Below are 14941 nucleotides of genomic sequence, written 5' to 3' on the forward strand. Positions count from 1 at the left end.
CAGTCCCCGTCGACGCCGTCGCCGGCCTGCGCTACCCAGAAGCAGGCATGCAATCCATCAACCGCTGACCCACCCCCACCCCGCCGCGACACCTACCCCGTCGCGGCGGAGTGCTGTCCGGGGTTGAAAGGTGAGGTGTGGAGGTCTGATGCCGCTGCGCTGATCCGAACTGGAGGTTCGCGGTCGGGGCTGAAAGCAAAAAGAACGGGTTCCGCCGCGGTGGGGGCATCACCGCGGCGGAACGCCGTTCGTCTCCGTGGCCGCCGAAAGGAGGGGGACGGCGGCCACGGATGTACTGGGTCAGACGCCGCCCGGGGTGGGGCCGCAGATGGCGAGGATGAAGCCCAGGGTGGTGCAGCTGGCCGGTGCCGCGACGTCGTTGGTCGGGTTGGGGTCGGCCGGGACGCTGGCGGTGCGCTTGGCGGTGACCTTGAAGGTACCGATGGTGAACAGGGCCAGCGGGGCGGAGAACGTCTTCACCGTGGAGCCGCCGACCGCGAGGGCGCCGACCTCGCAGGTGACCGTGCGGCCGCTGACCGTGCAGCCGGGGCCCGCGACCGGGTTGAGCGGCGAGGGGAGCGTGGCGGTGACGGTGCCCGAGGTCAGCGCCTGCGGGCCGACGTTCTTCACCGTGATCGCGTACTGCAGCGCGGGCACCATGACGCCGAAGCGCGGGGACGCCTGCAGCGACACCGCGAGGTCGCTGGCCGGGGGGACCGGCTTGGTGGTGCGGTTGAGCAGCACCGAGATGCCGTCGGCGTAGCGGTTGGTGGTGATCAGGTCCGCGCGGTTGTCGGCGTCGAGGTCAGCGGCGTGCACCTCGGTGGGCGTGGTGCCGGTGCCGAGGCTGGCGGCCTGCTCGAAGGTGCCGTTGCCGTTGTTGAGGACGGTGACGCTGTCCGCACCGGACAGTGAGACGGCCAGGTCGGGGTCGCCGTCGAGGTCGAGGTCGGCCACCGCGACGCCGAACGGGTTTGGGCCGATCGCCTTGGGGGTCGGCAGGCCGAAGGTGCCGTTGCCGTTGCCCAGCAGCACGGACACGGTGCCCGCGCCGTAGTCGGCGGTCGCGAGGTCCAGCTTGCCGTCGCGGTTGAAGTCACCGGCGGCGATGTCGATCGGGTTGACGCTGGCCGGGAACGGCAGCGGGAGGCCGAAGGTGCCGTCGCCGTTGCCGATGAACACCGTCACGGTGCCGGTGAAGAAGCCGCCGATCGCGATGTCGGTCTTGGTGTCGGAGTTGAGGTCGGCGAGCACGACACCGCGCGAGTAGCCACCCGCCAGCAGGTCCGTGCCCGCGCCCAGGGTGCCGTCGCCGTTGCCCAAGAGGACGGTGATGCCCTCGGGGCGGCTGATGACGACGTCCGCCTTCTTGTCCCCGTTGAGGTCGCCCGCGGCGATGCCCTCCGCGCCACCGCTGACCGGGAACGCCACGCGCGGCTTGAACGTGCCGTCGCCGTTGCCCAGCAACAGGGAAACGGAACCCGCGGTGGTGACGGCGACGTCGGCCTTGCCGTCACCGTTGAAGTCGGCGCTGGCCAGGGCGGTCGGCTCGTCGCCGGGGTAGACGGTGGTGCGCGGACCCAACGCGCCCGCGCCGGTGCCGAGCAGCACGGTGAGCTGCCACTCGTAGCGGTCGGCGGTGATCACGTCGGTCTTGCCGTCACCGTTGAGGTCGGCGTCGATGACCGCCTCGGGGTGGTTGCCGGTCGAGTAGTCGACCCGCGGCGCGAACGTGATCGGGTTCGCCGCGGCGGCGGGCACCGCGGCGAGGGTCATGGTGGTCGCGGCGACGGCCACGACGGCGAGCGCCCGGGTACGAGCGGTCATGGGTGGGAACCTCCTCAACTGGCGGCTCCTACACGAGCGCCGTATGACCGCGGCATCGCTGCTGGTCGAGCGCGCGTTTCGCGTTTTCCCACTTACCTCGCTACGTATCCCGTCCGATTCGGACAGTGACCGGTCTGGACCGCCCTACCCCAACACCACCGCCGCGACGGTGGCGCCCAGCTCCCGACAGGACTCGATCTCCTTCTTGACCGGTTCACCTTGAACGACAACGGCTGCCGCGACCCGCCGCCACCGCATCGCCCCGGTGATGGACTCCACAGCCCGCACCGCGCCTTCGGTTCCCTGGTTCCCGTGCACGTAGTAACCGAACGGAAGCGCAGCGGTGGCGTCCAGGCAGGGGTAGTAGACGGTGTCGAAGAAGTGCTTGAGCGCACCGGACATGTACCCGATGTTCGCCGGCGTCCCGAGGACGATCCCATCCGCCCCCAACACATCCGCCGCCGTCGCCGACAACGCGGCCCTGCGGATGACTGTGACGCCAGCCAGTTCCGGATCACCGGCCCCCGCCATGACCGCCTCGAACATGACCTGCATCGAGGGGGACGGGGTGTGGTGGACGATCAGCAAGGTGGGCACGACACGAGCCTGCCGAGGACTACCGGTATGGGCAACCCGGTCAGTCCGTACGGCGTCCCATTAGCCTGATATCCTTGCCGAGCGAAGAGTGTCGGCCTTCGGGCCGGAATTGACGTGAAGCCCTCTCGGAGTTGCGGCTCCGAGGTGAGCGAGGATGAAACGTTGGTATTGCAGCCTCTTCGTGATCGACAACCGAATATGGCGTTCACGACGACCCGCTTGCTCACGGTGGGCTTCTTCGTTGTGGAGTCGTCCATGTCGGTGTGGTGGGTCGCGGTGGCTGTGCCTGCGCTGTCGGGGTTGGTGTGGCGGTGGGTTGAGCTGCGGTTTCTGCGCCGTGTCTATGAGCGTGGTGGGGCTAAGGACCTCAAGGTGGCCGCTGAGGCGTTGCGACGGACGCGCTCCTGGACAGTGGGCGAGAGGCTCGCACGTCGGCGGGCCGAGATCCCTCGGGACTCGGAGCGCCGGGATGAGTGAAACGGTGGCTTTCTCTGCGACGCCGCGATACGTGGTCGCGCGATGAGCCGTCTAGCGTGGTTGCGGGGAGATTCCGGATCGTCGCGGTGGGTGAGGGGGGTGACTCTTCCTATGGTGACCCGGCCCTCAGCCGATGTTGGGTGGCGTGCCCAGGATGATCCCCACTGCTGCTTGCGACCCCGTCGATGACGGGGTCGGGGTTGTCATGGGGCGAGCAAGGCGGCGACCTCGGCGGTCATCGCGGCCAGGAGTTGTTCGGACTTCGCGCGGGCCGCGGGTAGTTCGGCCTGGGGGGCGGGGGCTTGTGCGGTCTCCAGGTAAGCCTTGATCTTGGGTTCGGTGCCGGAGGGGCGGATCAGGACGCGGACGCCGGGGCCGGTGTAGCGGAGGACGTCGGCTTCGGGGAGTAGGTCTTCGGCGGTGACAGGGATGCCGCCGAATGTCAGTGGGGGATGGGCGCGCAGGTGCGACATCAGGGTGGGGATGGTGGCGAGGTCGGCCACGCGCAGGGAGATCTGCTTGGTCAAGAACACGCCGTGCTTGACGGCCAGGTCGTCCAGGGCGTCCAGCAGGGTGCGGCCCTGGGCGCGCAGGGTGGCCGCGAGGTCGCAGGCGAGCACGGCGGCGGAGATGCCGTCCTTGTCGCGCACGTGTGACGGGTCCACGCTGTGCCCCAACGCTTCCTCGTACGCGTAGACCAAGCCCTCGCCAGCCCGCATCAGCCACTTGAAGCCGGTAAGGGTCAGCGCATGCCGAGCGCCGTGCGCGGCCGCGATGGACCCCAGCAGCGAGGACGAGACGATCGTGGTCGCCACCAAAGGATCCGGAGCGTCCGTTGTGGACAGCACGTACTCACCAAGCAGTGCCCCGGTCTCGTCCCCCGAGAGCATCCGCCACGCCCCGTCCCGCCCCCGCACCCCAACGGCGCACCGGTCCGCATCGGGGTCGAGCGCGATCGCGATATCAGCGTCCACTTCGGACGCCCGGGCGAGCAGCAAGTCTGTGGCCCCAGGCTCCTCCGGGTTCGGAAAGCCCACGGTCGGGAAGTCGGGATCGGGCAACGACTGCTCGGCCACCAGTGCGACGTCGATGAACCCGGCCCCGTGCAGCGCCAACGCCAACGGTCCGGCCCCAACGCCGTGCAGCGCGGTCGCCGCCACCTGCAACTGCCGTGCCGTCCCCCGGGGCAGCGCGATCACACTGTCCAAATAGGACTGAAGCATGCCATCGTCCACAGTGACGGCCGTGCTGGCCAACGGAACCGACACCGCCGGACCCACCGCGGCGATCGCGGCCTCGATCTCCCGGTCGGCGGGCGGGATGATCTGCGCCCCGCCGTCGACGTAGAGCTTGTACCCGTTGTCCGCGGGCGGGTTGTGCGACGCCGTGATCTGCACCCCCGCGACCGCCCCCAGCGACCGCGTCAGGAACGCCAGCACCGGCGTCGGCAACGGGTGTGCCAGCACCCGCACGTCAAATCCGGCGGCGGCCAGCACCCCGGCCGCGTCGGCGGCGAACTCCTCGGACCCGTGCCGGGCGTCCCGCCCGACCACCACGACCCCGCCCGCGTGCCCCTGGCCCACCAGCCACGACGCCAGACCGGCCGTCGTCCGCACGACCACCGCGCGGTTCATCCCGTTGGGACCCGCCCGCACCGGCCCGCGCAGACCCGCCGTGCCGAAGGTCAGCGGCCCGGCCATCCGGTCCGCCAGTTCGTCCACAGCGGACTCGTCCCCGCCCATCGCCCTGGCCGCGATCTGCTGCAGCTCGGCGCGCGCTGCCGGATCCGGGTCGTCGGCGATCCAGCGCAACGCGCGGTCGCGCAGGTCCGGGGTCAGCCTGCTCACGAGCGCACGACCAGCTCGCGCAGCAGCCCGCCCATCCCCTCCGCTGCCTTGCGCCCGGCCTCCAGCACCTCGATGTGGTCCAGCGGCTCGCCGGTGATGCCCGCCGCCAGGTTCGTCACCAGCGACAGCCCGAACACCTCGACCCCGGCGGCGCGCAGCGCGATCGCCTCCAGCACCGTCGACATCCCGACCAGGCCCGCGCCGAGCACCCGCAGCATGTGGATCTCGGCGGGCGTCTCGAAGTGCGGGCCGGGCAGTCCGGCGTAGACGGCCTCGCGCAGCGTCGGGTCGATCTCCTTGGCGACCGCGCGCAGTCTGGGGGAGTACAGGTCGGTCAGGTCGACGAACTCGGCGCCGACCAGGGGCGAGCGCGCGGTCAGGTTGAGGTGGTCGCTGATCACCACCGGCTGCCCGACCTGGACGCCCTCCATCAGGCAGCCAGCCGCGTTGGTCAGCACGACCGCCTTGACGCCCGCCGCCGCGGCGGTCCGCACACCGTGCACGGCGCGCGCGACCCCGTGGCCCTCGTACAGGTGGGTGCGGCCGAGCAGGACCAGCACCCGCTTGTCACCGACCACGATGGACCGCGCCGTACCGCCGTGGCCCTGGACCGTGGGGGCCAGGAACCCGGGCAGCTCGGCCATCGGCACCTCGGCCTCGGGCGTGCCGAGCTGGTCGACGGCGGGGCGCCAGCCGGAGCCGAGCACCAGGGCGAGGTCGTGGCTGTCGGCCCCGGTGCGATCGGCGAGCGCCTTCGCCGCCTGGTCGGCGGCGTGGCGGGGATCGGTGTCAACGTCGAGAGCGGTCACCCACCGGAGCCTACGCGGACCTGCGCGGCGCGTGCTGGGAATCCCAGGCGCACCAGCAGGTACAGCGGCAGCCCGATCGGGGACAGCAGGATGGTCAGCACCATGATCGGCGCCATGAGCAGCGGGTGGACCCCCCGACCGCGGCTGTCGAGGTACATCCAGCGGCCGATGAACAGGTCCCACGCGAGGACCTGCGCCCAGACGGCCACCACGGCGCCGTCCTGGCGCAGGAAGTCCAGCCAGAACTCCAGCGTCGGCTGGGTGACCCCGGTGACGAGGTCGCCGAACACCGGGACGGCGGCGATGGCCCACACGACCAGCCCGGGCAGCACGATCCACGGCGAACCGGCGATCCGGTGGGTCCACGACCAGGTCGGGACCACGATCATCAGCGCCCAGAACGGCACCACGGCGTAGAAGGCGAAGTTGAACAAGGTGCTCATGAGGGGATCCTCTCGGCCTCGGCGGGGTGCGCGCTGACCTCGGGCTGATTGCGCGCCGACAGCACGCCGAGCGCGACGCCGAACGCGAGTACGCCGAACGCGGTCCCCGTGATCCAGTCCGGCTCGAACAGCGGCTGCCCGCGCAGTGCCTGCCAGGTCGTCAGCACTACCAGGCCCAGGTAGCCCAAGCTGGTCGCCCACACGATCCTGATCGAGGCACGCTCACCGCGGCGGCGGATGGCCAGCGCGAGCAGCGGCAGCAGTTGCAGCGCGTGCATGCCGATGAAGTGCGGCGCGCGCAGGTCGCCGCCGGTGGTACTCCAACCGGTCAGCGGTAGGCCGGGACCACCGTCGACCACGCCGACGCTGTGTGCGCCGGTGATGCCCTCGACGCCGCTGCTCGCCGTCGTCATCAGGATCCCCACGGCCATGCCGAGCAGGGAGATCGCCATGCCGAACCGGATCGCCAGCAGCTCGGCGGCCGGGGCGAGGCGGCGGGCTGCGATGTAGACGCTGAGCACGAGCGTGGCCAGCAGCAGGATGGCGACGGTCGCGCCCATGACGCTGAACAGCAGCGAGTCGAACGCCGTGGTGGTGTTGAAGTGGCTCTGCTTGCCGCGCACCACCTGGCCGATGATGATGACCATCTCCAGCACCGAGGCGACGATGATCACCCACGCGGTGCCGCCGAGGAACCGGGGCCGCCGCTGCGGCAGCGACAGCAGCCACGCCCAGGACAGCCCGAACGCCACGAACGAGATGCTGAACTTCAGCGGTTTGAGCCAGATCGGCGCGCCGAGCAGCACCCGGTCGTCGACGAGCAGGCCGACCGCCGAGACCAGCGCCGTCACCGCCATCAGGCCGCTGAAGACCACTAAGGGTCGGTACCAGGTCCGCATCTCTCGCCCCTCAAACAATGGATAGTAGTGCTGTCTGCTTCCGATAAGTACACTATCCATCTCGGGATGTCGAGTGGCGGGAGCGATGTGCGGATCGGTGAGCTGAGCAAGCGGACCGGGGTCGCGGTGCCGACGATCAAGTACTACCTGCGCGAGGGCATGCTCCAACCAGGCGAGCGCACCAGCCCCAACCAGGCCCGCTACGACGAGACGCACATCCACCGGCTGCGCCTGGTGCGCGCCCTGATCGACGTCGGTGGCCTCCCCGTTGCCACCGTGAAGGAAGTCCTCACCAGCGTCGACTCGCCGTCGGACAACATCGAGAAGTTGCTCGGCACGGTCCAGCACGCGTTGTTCCCCGCCCCGCCGCCCAGCCAGGAGGCGGCGATGCAGGAGGCGGCGGAACAACAGGTGCGTGCCATGATCGACGAACTCGGCTGGTACTGCCGCGACGGCCACCCCGCGGTGAGCGCGTTGGCGACCGTGCTGGTCTCCGCGCAGGCCCTCGGCCACGGCGAGTTCCTCGACACCGTCCGGCGCTACGTCGCCATCGCCGAGCAGATAGGTGTGGTCGACCTGGACTACATCGCCGACCGCCGCTTCGTCGACGGCATGGTCGAGAGCGTCGTCGTCGGCACCGTCCTCGGCGACACGGCCCTGATCGCCCTGCGGCGGCTGGCCCAGGTGAGCGAGTCGGCCAAGCGCTTCCCCGACCGCCGCCGCCCCGAGGGGCAGACCGAGGTCTCGGGCTAGCTGCGGCTCAGTACCCGGAACTCCGGCGCGATCCTGGCGAACAGGCCGCGGCGGCCCGTGTCCTCTTGGTCGATGGGGACGGTCACGCTCACCACCCAGAGGTCCTTCGCCGTGGGGAGGATGTTGGCGATGGAGGTGCGGTTGACGTCGCTGCCGGGGGAGCCGGGGGGGACGACGTCGACGGCGCGGTAGGTGAGTTGGAGTCCTTGTTCGGTGGCGGTGCGGTCGAGGGGGGTGCTGCCGACGGCGCGGTAGCGGGGGGTGCGGAAGTCCAGGACCCGGAGGTACTGCTCGATCGTGTGCTTGGGGTAGAAGTTGGGGAAGCGCTCGATGACGATCTCCGAGGTGCCGTCCGGGGAGACCCAGTGCACGCGGGTGCTGTTGGGCAGGGTGCGGGCCGTGCGCTGTTCGACGAACTTCACCCAGTCGCCGGGGACGGGGACGCTGAAGCTGCCGCCCTGCTCGCCCGCCAGGGTCGCGGCGTCCGCGGTGCGCACGACCAGTTCCCGCAGGGGGGCGGCGGCTTGCTGGGACGCGGCGGGGGTGGCGACCGGGAGGAGCGGCTGGCCCGCGACCGACCTGGTCAGCGCGAACCCGCCGACCGCGGCGCAGGCGAACAGCACCACCGAGACCACCCCGAGCGCCACCGCCGTGCCCCGGCTGCGGCGGGCCCCGGGGCGGTGGAACGGCAGCGGTCCCGGTGCCTGCGCCAGCGGCGGGCTGGTCTCGGTCGGGGCGTCGAGGGACACGTACGGCTTGGTGATCACCGTCCGCGCGTCCTCCGGCGGGGTCGGGTCCAGCCGCAGGCTGTCGTACACCGGGCTGCCCGGCGCGGGCATCAGCGGGTGCAGCCGGTCGCGGACCTCCCGCAGCGACATCCGCGCGTCCGGGTCCTTGGCCATCAGGCCGATGATCACCTCGCGCAGCGGCCCGTCGTGCGCGGGCTGCGGCACCTCGCCGTTGACGACCTGGCTGACGATCTCCATCGCCGGGGCCTCCGCGTCGTACGGCGCGTGGCCCTCGACGGCGGCGAACAGCGTGGCGCCCAGGCCCCACAGGTCCGCGCGCGGGGTGACGGCGCCGCCGGAGGCGATCTCCGGTGCGATGTAGCACGGCGAGCCGAGCATGATCCCGGTGCTGGTCAGGGTGCGCTCGGCCAGGTTGCGGGCGATGCCGAAGTCGGTCAGCTTGACCATGCCGTCCGGGCTGACCAGCACGTTGCCCGGTTTGACGTCGCGGTGCACCACCCCGGCGGCGTGCGCGGCGGAGAGCCCGGCCGCGACCGCGTGCCCGACGATCGCCGCCTGCTCCACGTCCAGCGGCCCGTTGGCGCTGACCAGCTCGGCGAGGCTCGCCGCGACCACGAACTCCATCACCACGAACGGCTCGTCGCCCTCGCGCGCCACGTCGTGCAGGGTGATCACGTTCGGGTGGGACACGACCGCGATCGCCCGCGCCTCGCGCAGGGTCCGCTCCCGCAGTTCCTCGATCTCCTCGGCCGGTGAGTCGTCGGCGGGCAGCCGCACCTGCTTCACCGCGACCGGGCGGCGGAGGAACTCGTCGTACGCCTCCCAGACGGTGCCCATCGACCCCTGGCCGAGCTGCTTGCGCAGCCGGTATCGCCCTGCGACCAGGCGCTGGGGGGTCTCGGGGGCTGACACGGGCGATATTGTCACCCACCCGGCGATGTGCCACGGGTGAAAAGCCGAACGTAGCCGGTACGTACTGACCGGTAACCGCGATCAGCCTCACACGCCGCCCGTCGCGGGTTTCCGTAGCATCACTGACCATGACGGCCCCCGACTTGGTCCTGGCAGGTGAGTTCCCCGCCGCCGACCACGTGCGCTGGCAACACCTGGTCGAGCGGGTCCTGCGCCGCACCGACGCCGTACCGGAGGGCTACGACCGGCCGGTCGAGGACCTCCTGGCGACCAAGACCTACGACGGTGTCCTGGTCAAGCCCCTCTACACCGCCGCGGACGCCGTCCCCGCCACCGGCTACCCCGGCCTGGCCCCGTTCACCAGGGGCGCCCAGCCGGACGGCCACGTCGCCGCGGGCTGGGACGTGCGGCAGCGGCACGCGGACCCGGCGACCACCGCGAAGGCCGTCCTGGCCGACCTGGAGCACGGCGTCACGTCGCTGTGGCTGGTCGTCGGCGACGGCGGCATCCCGGTCGCCGACCTCGGCACCGTCCTCGCCGACGTCTACCTCGACCTCGCCCCCGTCACCCTCGACGCGGGACCGGACTACCGCGCCGCCGCGACCGAGTTGCTCACCCTGTTCGCCGACCGGGGCACCGCGGCCTCGGCGGTCGTCGGCAACCTCGGCGCCGACCCGCTCGGCCACCAGGCCCGCACCGGCGAACCGGCCGACCTAGCTGCCGTCGCCGCCCTCGTCGCGGACACCGCGCACTATCCCAATCTGCGCTCGATCGTGGTCGACGGTCTGCCCTACCACCAGGCAGGCGGCTCGGACGCCCAAGAACTCGGTGCTGCCCTCGCCGCCGCCGTGGCCTACCTGCGCGCGATCACCGCCGCGGGCATCGATGTGGACACCGCCGTCGCCCGGCTGGAGTTCCGCATCGCCGCGACCGCCGACCAGTTCCTCACCACCGCCAAGTTCCGCGCCGCCCGCAGGCTGTGGTCGCGGGTGGTCGAGGTCGTCGGCGCGAAGCCGGTCGGGCAGCGCCAGCACGCGGTGACCTCCCCGGCGATGCTCACCGCCCGCGACCCGTGGGTGAACATGCTGCGCACCACCCTGGCCGCCTTCGGGGCCGGGGTCGGCGGCGCGGACGCGGTCACCGTGCTGCCGTTCGACTCGGCCATCGGCCTGCCAGACGCCTTCGCCCGCCGCATCGCCCGCAACACCCAGGCGGTGCTGCTGGAGGAGTCCCGGCTGGCGGGCGTGATCGACCCGGCCGGTGGTTCCTGGTACGTCGAGAGCCTCACCGACGAACTCGCCAAGGCCGCCTGGGCGTGGTTCACCGAGATCGAGCGCGCAGGCGGCCTCCCCGACGCGCTGACCAGCGGTCTCGTCGCCGACCGCCTCGCCGCCACCTGGGCCGAGCGCGAGCGCAACCTCGCCACCAGGGCCGACGCGATCACCGGCGTCAGCGAGTTCCCGAACCTGGCCGAGCGCGCGCCCGTCCGCGCCCCCGCGCCCCCGGCCCCGACCGGTGGCCTCCCGGTCCACCGCTACGCCGAGGCGTACGAGGACCTGCGCGACCGTTCCGATAGGACACTGGAGGCCACCGGCGCCCGCCCCAGGGTCTTCCTCGCCACCCTCGGCCCGGTCGCCGCGCACACCGCCCGCGCCACCTTCGCCGCCAACCTCTTCCAAGCGGGCGGCATCGAGACCCCGACCGGCGGCGTGATCACCTCCCCCGAGGACGCCGCGACCCGCTTCACCGAGAGCGGCGCGACCGTCGCGGTCATCTGCGGCTCCGAGAAGTCCTACGCCGAGTCGGCCGCCGCCGTGGTCGACGCGCTCAAGGCCGCAGGCGCGACGAAGGTCCTCCTCGCAGGCAAGGGGCACCGTGAGTCCGGAGTGGACGGACACGTGTTCACCGGCTGCGACGCCGTCGCCGTCCTGCGCGACACCCTGACGACCCTGGGGGTCCCGGCATGACCATCCCCTACTTCGGCGACGTCGACCTCGGCGAGCCCGCACCGGCCACCGCCGCCGACTGGCAGGCCGCCCTGCACGCGCGCACCGGCAAGGGCGCCGACGCCCTGACCTGGGAGACGCCGGAGGGCATCGCCGTCAAACCGGTCTACACCGCCGACGACACCCAGGGCCTCGACTTCCTCCAGACCTACCCGGGCATCGCGCCCTACCTGCGCGGTCCCTACCCGACCATGTACGTCAACCAGCCGTGGACCATCCGCCAGTACGCCGGGTTCTCCACCGCCGAGGAGTCCAACGCCTTCTACCGCCGCAACCTCGCCGCCGGTCAGAAGGGCCTCTCCGTCGCCTTCGACCTCGCCACCCACCGCGGCTACGACTCCGACCACCCGCGCGTGGCCGGGGACGTCGGCATGGCGGGCGTGGCCATCGACTCCATCCACGACATGCGCCAACTGTTCGACGGCATCCCGCTGGACAAGATGAGCGTGTCGATGACCATGAACGGCGCCGTCCTGCCGGTGCTGGCGCTCTACGTGGTCGCCGCCGAGGAGCAGGGGGTCGCGCCGCAGCAGCTCGCCGGGACCATCCAGAACGACATCCTCAAGGAGTTCATGGTCCGCAACACCTACATCTACCCGCCGGGCCCGTCGATGCGGATCATCTCCGACATCTTCGCGTTCACCTCGCGGAACATGCCCAAGTACAACTCGATCTCCATCTCCGGCTACCACATGCAGGAGGCCGGGGCGACCGCCGACCTGGAGCTGGCCTACACCCTCGCCGACGGCGTCGAGTACATCCGGGCCGGTCGCGCCGCCGGGCTCGGGGTGGACGAGTTCGCGCCGCGGCTGTCGTTCTTCTGGGCGATCGGGATGAACTTCTTCATGGAGGTCGCCAAGATGCGGGCGGCCAGGCTGCTGTGGGCCCGGCTGGTCAAGGGCTTCGACCCGGCCCAGGACAAGTCGCTGAGCCTGCGCACCCACTGCCAGACCTCCGGCTGGTCGCTGACCGCGCAGGACGTCTACAACAACGTCGTCCGCACCTGCGTCGAGGCGATGGCCGCCACCCAGGGCCACACCCAGTCGCTGCACACCAACGCGCTCGACGAGGCGCTCGCGCTGCCGACCGACTTCTCCGCGCGCATCGCCCGCAACACCCAACTGCTGCTGCAGCAGGAGTCCGGCACCACCAGGGTGATCGACCCGTGGGGCGGGTCCGCGTTCGTCGAGCGGCTCACCTACGAGCTGGCCGCCAAGGCGTGGGGCCACATCGGCGAGGTCGAGGCCGCGGGCGGGATGGCCAAGGCGATCGACGCGGGCATCCCCAAACTGCGCATCGAGGAGGCGGCCGCCCGCACCCAGGCGCGCATCGACTCCGGGCGGCAGCCGGTCATCGGGGTCAACAAGTACCGGCTCACCGACGACGAGCAGATCGACGTGCTCAAGGTCGACAACGCGGGCGTGCGCGGCAGGCAGTTGGCGAAGCTGCGGCGGCTGCGCGAGGAGCGCGACAACGACGCCGTCACCGCCAAGCTCGACGCGCTCACCCGCGCCGCGACCGGCGAGGGCAACCTGCTCGAACTGGCCATCGACGCCGCCAGGGCCAAGGCCACCGTCGGCGAGATCTCCGAGGCGCTCGGCAAGGTCTGGGGCAGGCACTCGGCGCAGATCCGTACCATCTCCGGGGTGTACCGCGACGAGGTCGGCAAGTCGTCGAGCACGGTCGACGAGACCCGGTCCGTCGTGGACGCCTTCGCCGAGGCGGACGGCCGCCGCCCGCGGATCCTGGTGGCCAAGATGGGCCAGGACGGGCACGACCGCGGCCAGAAGGTGATCGCCACCGCGTTCGCCGACCTCGGCTTCGACGTCGACGTCGGCCCGCTGTTCTCCACCCCCGGCGAGGTCGCCCGCCAGGCCGTCGAGGCCGACGTGCACGTCGTCGGGGTGAACTCGCTGGCCGCGGGCCACCTCACCCTGGTGCCCGCGCTGCGCGAGGAACTGGCCGCGCTCGGCCGCGACGACATCGTCATCGTCGTCGGCGGCGTCATCCCGCCGCAGGACTTCGACGAACTGCGCGCCGCCGGTGCGGCCGAGATCTTCCCGCCCGGCACCGTCATCGCCGACGCCGCCGCGCGGTTGCTGCGCACCCTGGCCGAGCGGCACGGGCACTCGCTTGGCTAAACCGCTCGACATCGACACCTATGTCGACGGCGTCCGCGCGGGCGACCGCGGCGTGTTGTCGCGGGCGATCACGCTCGTCGAGTCCCGGCGGGCCGATCACCGCGACCTGGCGCAGCGGCTGCTGGTGCGGTTGCTGCCGCACGCGGGCGGCGCGCACCGGGTCGGCATCACCGGCGTCCCCGGCGTGGGCAAGTCCACCTTCATCGACGCGCTGGGCACCACCCTCACCGCCGCCGGGCGCAAGGTCGCCGTGCTCGCCGTCGACCCGTCGTCCACCCGCACCGGCGGCAGCATCCTCGGCGACAAGACCAGGATGGCCCGGCTCGCGGTCGACCCCGCCGCGTTCATCCGCCCGTCGCCCACCTCCGGCACCCTCGGCGGCGTCGCCAGGGCCACCAGGGAGACCATCGTGCTGATGGAGGCGGCCGGGTACGACACGGTGCTGGTGGAGACCGTCGGCGTCGGCCAGTCCGAGACGACCGTGGCCAACATGGTCGACTGCTTCGTCTTCCTCACGCTCGCCCGAACGGGTGATCAGCTACAGGGCATCAAGAAGGGCGTGTTGGAGCTCGCGGACGTCATCGCGGTCAACAAGGCCGACGGCGACCACGCCACCGAGGCCCGCGCCGCCGCCCGCGAACTGGCGAGCGCGCTGCGGCTGCTGCGCAACCCGGACGCCACCTGGACCCCGCCGGTGCTCACCTGCAGCGGACTCGACAACACCGGGCTCGACGAGCTGTGGGACCAGGTCGAACAGCACCACGAGAAGCTGAGCGCCACCGGCGAGTTGGCCGAGAAGCGCAGGCAGCAGCAGGTCGACTGGACGTGGGCGATGGTCCGCGACACCCTGCTGGCCCGGCTGCACGACCACCCGGTGGTCCGCGAGCTCGCCCCCGGGCTCGAGCGCGACGTCCGCGCCGGGCTGCTCACCGCGACGCTGGCCGCCGAGAGGATCCTTTCGGCCTTCGCGGACAGTGACCGGTCCGACTAGCCTGGTGATCGTCTCTCTCCCCCCGACCTGGAGGGCCGGCCCTTGTCCGTCCGTGTGTCTCGGTTGCTGCCCACCGCGCTGCTGGGGGTCGTGCTCGCCCTCGGTACCGCCACGGCCCCCGCCGCCGCCCAACCGGTCGTCGCCCGATCGGTGACCGCCCCGTCGGTCGCCGGACTCGCCCAGGCCCCGACCGCCCCCGGCGTCGACATCCCGCAGGCGCCGACCGAGGCCGACCGGGACGCCGCGAAGAACAAGATCGTCGTCGGCGTGGTCGCCGTGCTGCTGCTCGGCGCGGTCGTCTGGGGCAACCGGATCCGGTCCAAGCGCAAGAAGAAGGGCTGAGCCCCGCGCTCACAGCAGCACGCGCACCGGTCGTCTTGATCACCCAACCAGTGCGGGCGAACCCTTCCGACCGTTGGTCGCAGACGCGGTACCGCGGACCGTACGGGCGGCGAAACGGCGCTGAGTGACGCGGGCCATAGGGCAGGAT

At 71.6% G+C, this 14941-nt stretch carries 12 protein-coding genes; 5 read left to right on the top strand and 7 right to left on the bottom strand.

What is annotated here, in order from left to right; genetic code table 11:
- Positions 1-300 precede the first annotated feature (300 nt).
- From CLV68_RS07400 to CLV68_RS07430, 6 genes are all read right to left on the bottom strand, one after another.
- Positions 301-1827, bottom strand: coding sequence for an FG-GAP-like repeat-containing protein (locus CLV68_RS07400; protein WP_121389721.1), 1527 nt, complete (start codon positions 1825-1827; stop codon positions 301-303).
- 144 nt (positions 1828-1971) lie between these two features.
- Entirely contained in the window at positions 1972-2424 is a 453-nt protein-coding gene (locus tag CLV68_RS07405) for a flavodoxin family protein (protein WP_121389722.1), read from the bottom strand.
- A gap of 680 nt (positions 2425-3104) precedes the next feature.
- Complete coding sequence (locus tag CLV68_RS07415; RefSeq protein ID WP_121389724.1) at positions 3105-4748, bottom strand: phospho-sugar mutase; 1644 nt, start codon at positions 4746-4748, stop codon at positions 3105-3107.
- Positions 4745-5557, bottom strand: coding sequence for a purine-nucleoside phosphorylase (locus tag CLV68_RS07420; RefSeq protein WP_121389725.1), 813 nt, complete (start codon positions 5555-5557; stop codon positions 4745-4747). Before CLV68_RS07420 ends, CLV68_RS07415 begins: the two co-directional genes overlap by 4 nt.
- The gene (locus CLV68_RS07425; RefSeq protein ID WP_121389726.1) at positions 5554-6000 is read right to left on the bottom strand and encodes an ABA4-like family protein; all 447 of its coding nucleotides are present in this window, start codon (positions 5998-6000) and stop codon (positions 5554-5556) included. Before CLV68_RS07425 ends, CLV68_RS07420 begins: the two co-directional genes overlap by 4 nt.
- The gene (locus tag CLV68_RS07430) at positions 5997-6899 is read right to left on the bottom strand and encodes a hypothetical protein (protein ID WP_211346439.1); all 903 of its coding nucleotides are present in this window, start codon (positions 6897-6899) and stop codon (positions 5997-5999) included. The genes CLV68_RS07425 and CLV68_RS07430 overlap by 4 nt, the downstream gene beginning before the upstream one ends.
- Positions 6900-6965: 66 nt before the next feature.
- Between CLV68_RS07430 and CLV68_RS07435 the strand changes: the two genes are divergently transcribed.
- Positions 6966-7652 (top strand): MerR family transcriptional regulator, encoded by a 687-nt coding sequence (locus CLV68_RS07435; RefSeq protein WP_246009703.1) that lies wholly within the window; start codon positions 6966-6968, stop codon positions 7650-7652.
- Here the strand turns inward: CLV68_RS07435 and CLV68_RS07440 are convergent.
- A complete protein-coding gene (locus CLV68_RS07440; protein WP_170224346.1) occupies positions 7649-9286 on the bottom strand; it encodes a serine/threonine-protein kinase in 1638 nt (545 codons plus the stop codon). The two genes, CLV68_RS07435 and CLV68_RS07440, sit on opposite strands and share 4 nt — an antisense overlap.
- Positions 9287-9441: 155 nt before the next feature.
- On the opposite strand from CLV68_RS07440, the gene CLV68_RS07445 reads away from it, so the two are divergent.
- Genes CLV68_RS07445 through CLV68_RS07460 form a run of 4 tightly spaced genes read left to right on the top strand, consistent with a single transcriptional unit; the run spans position 9442 to position 14793 of the window.
- Positions 9442-11280 (top strand): methylmalonyl-CoA mutase family protein, encoded by a 1839-nt coding sequence (locus tag CLV68_RS07445; RefSeq protein WP_121389728.1) that lies wholly within the window; start codon positions 9442-9444, stop codon positions 11278-11280.
- Positions 11277-13460: a methylmalonyl-CoA mutase gene (gene scpA / locus CLV68_RS07450; RefSeq protein ID WP_121389729.1), complete on the top strand. Its 2184-nt coding sequence runs from the start codon at positions 11277-11279 to the stop codon at positions 13458-13460. The genes CLV68_RS07445 and scpA overlap by 4 nt, the downstream gene beginning before the upstream one ends.
- Positions 13453-14451: a methylmalonyl Co-A mutase-associated GTPase MeaB gene (gene meaB, locus CLV68_RS07455; RefSeq protein ID WP_121389730.1), complete on the top strand. Its 999-nt coding sequence runs from the start codon at positions 13453-13455 to the stop codon at positions 14449-14451. Before scpA ends, meaB begins: the two co-directional genes overlap by 8 nt.
- A gap of 42 nt (positions 14452-14493) precedes the next feature.
- The gene (locus CLV68_RS07460) at positions 14494-14793 is read left to right on the top strand and encodes a hypothetical protein (protein ID WP_147459900.1); all 300 of its coding nucleotides are present in this window, start codon (positions 14494-14496) and stop codon (positions 14791-14793) included.
- Positions 14794-14941 lie beyond the last annotated feature (148 nt).

Source organism: Actinokineospora cianjurensis, from assembly GCF_003663795.1.
Taxonomy (GTDB): Bacteria; Actinomycetota; Actinomycetes; order Mycobacteriales; family Pseudonocardiaceae; genus Actinokineospora; species Actinokineospora terrae.

Coding starts and splice junctions, on each gene's coding strand:
- CLV68_RS07400 (WP_121389721.1), bottom strand. CDS start 1,827: ATGACCGCTCGTACCCGGGCGCTCGCCGTCGTGGCCGTCGCCGCGACC.
- CLV68_RS07425 (WP_121389726.1), bottom strand. CDS start 6,000: ATGAGCACCTTGTTCAACTTCGCCTTCTACGCCGTGGTGCCGTTCTGG.
- CLV68_RS07430 (WP_211346439.1), bottom strand. CDS start 6,899: ATGCGGACCTGGTACCGACCCTTAGTGGTCTTCAGCGGCCTGATGGCG.
- CLV68_RS07435 (WP_246009703.1), top strand. CDS start 6,966: ATGTCGAGTGGCGGGAGCGATGTGCGGATCGGTGAGCTGAGCAAGCGG.
- CLV68_RS07445 (WP_121389728.1), top strand. CDS start 9,442: ATGACGGCCCCCGACTTGGTCCTGGCAGGTGAGTTCCCCGCCGCCGAC.
- scpA (WP_121389729.1), top strand. CDS start 11,277: ATGACCATCCCCTACTTCGGCGACGTCGACCTCGGCGAGCCCGCACCG.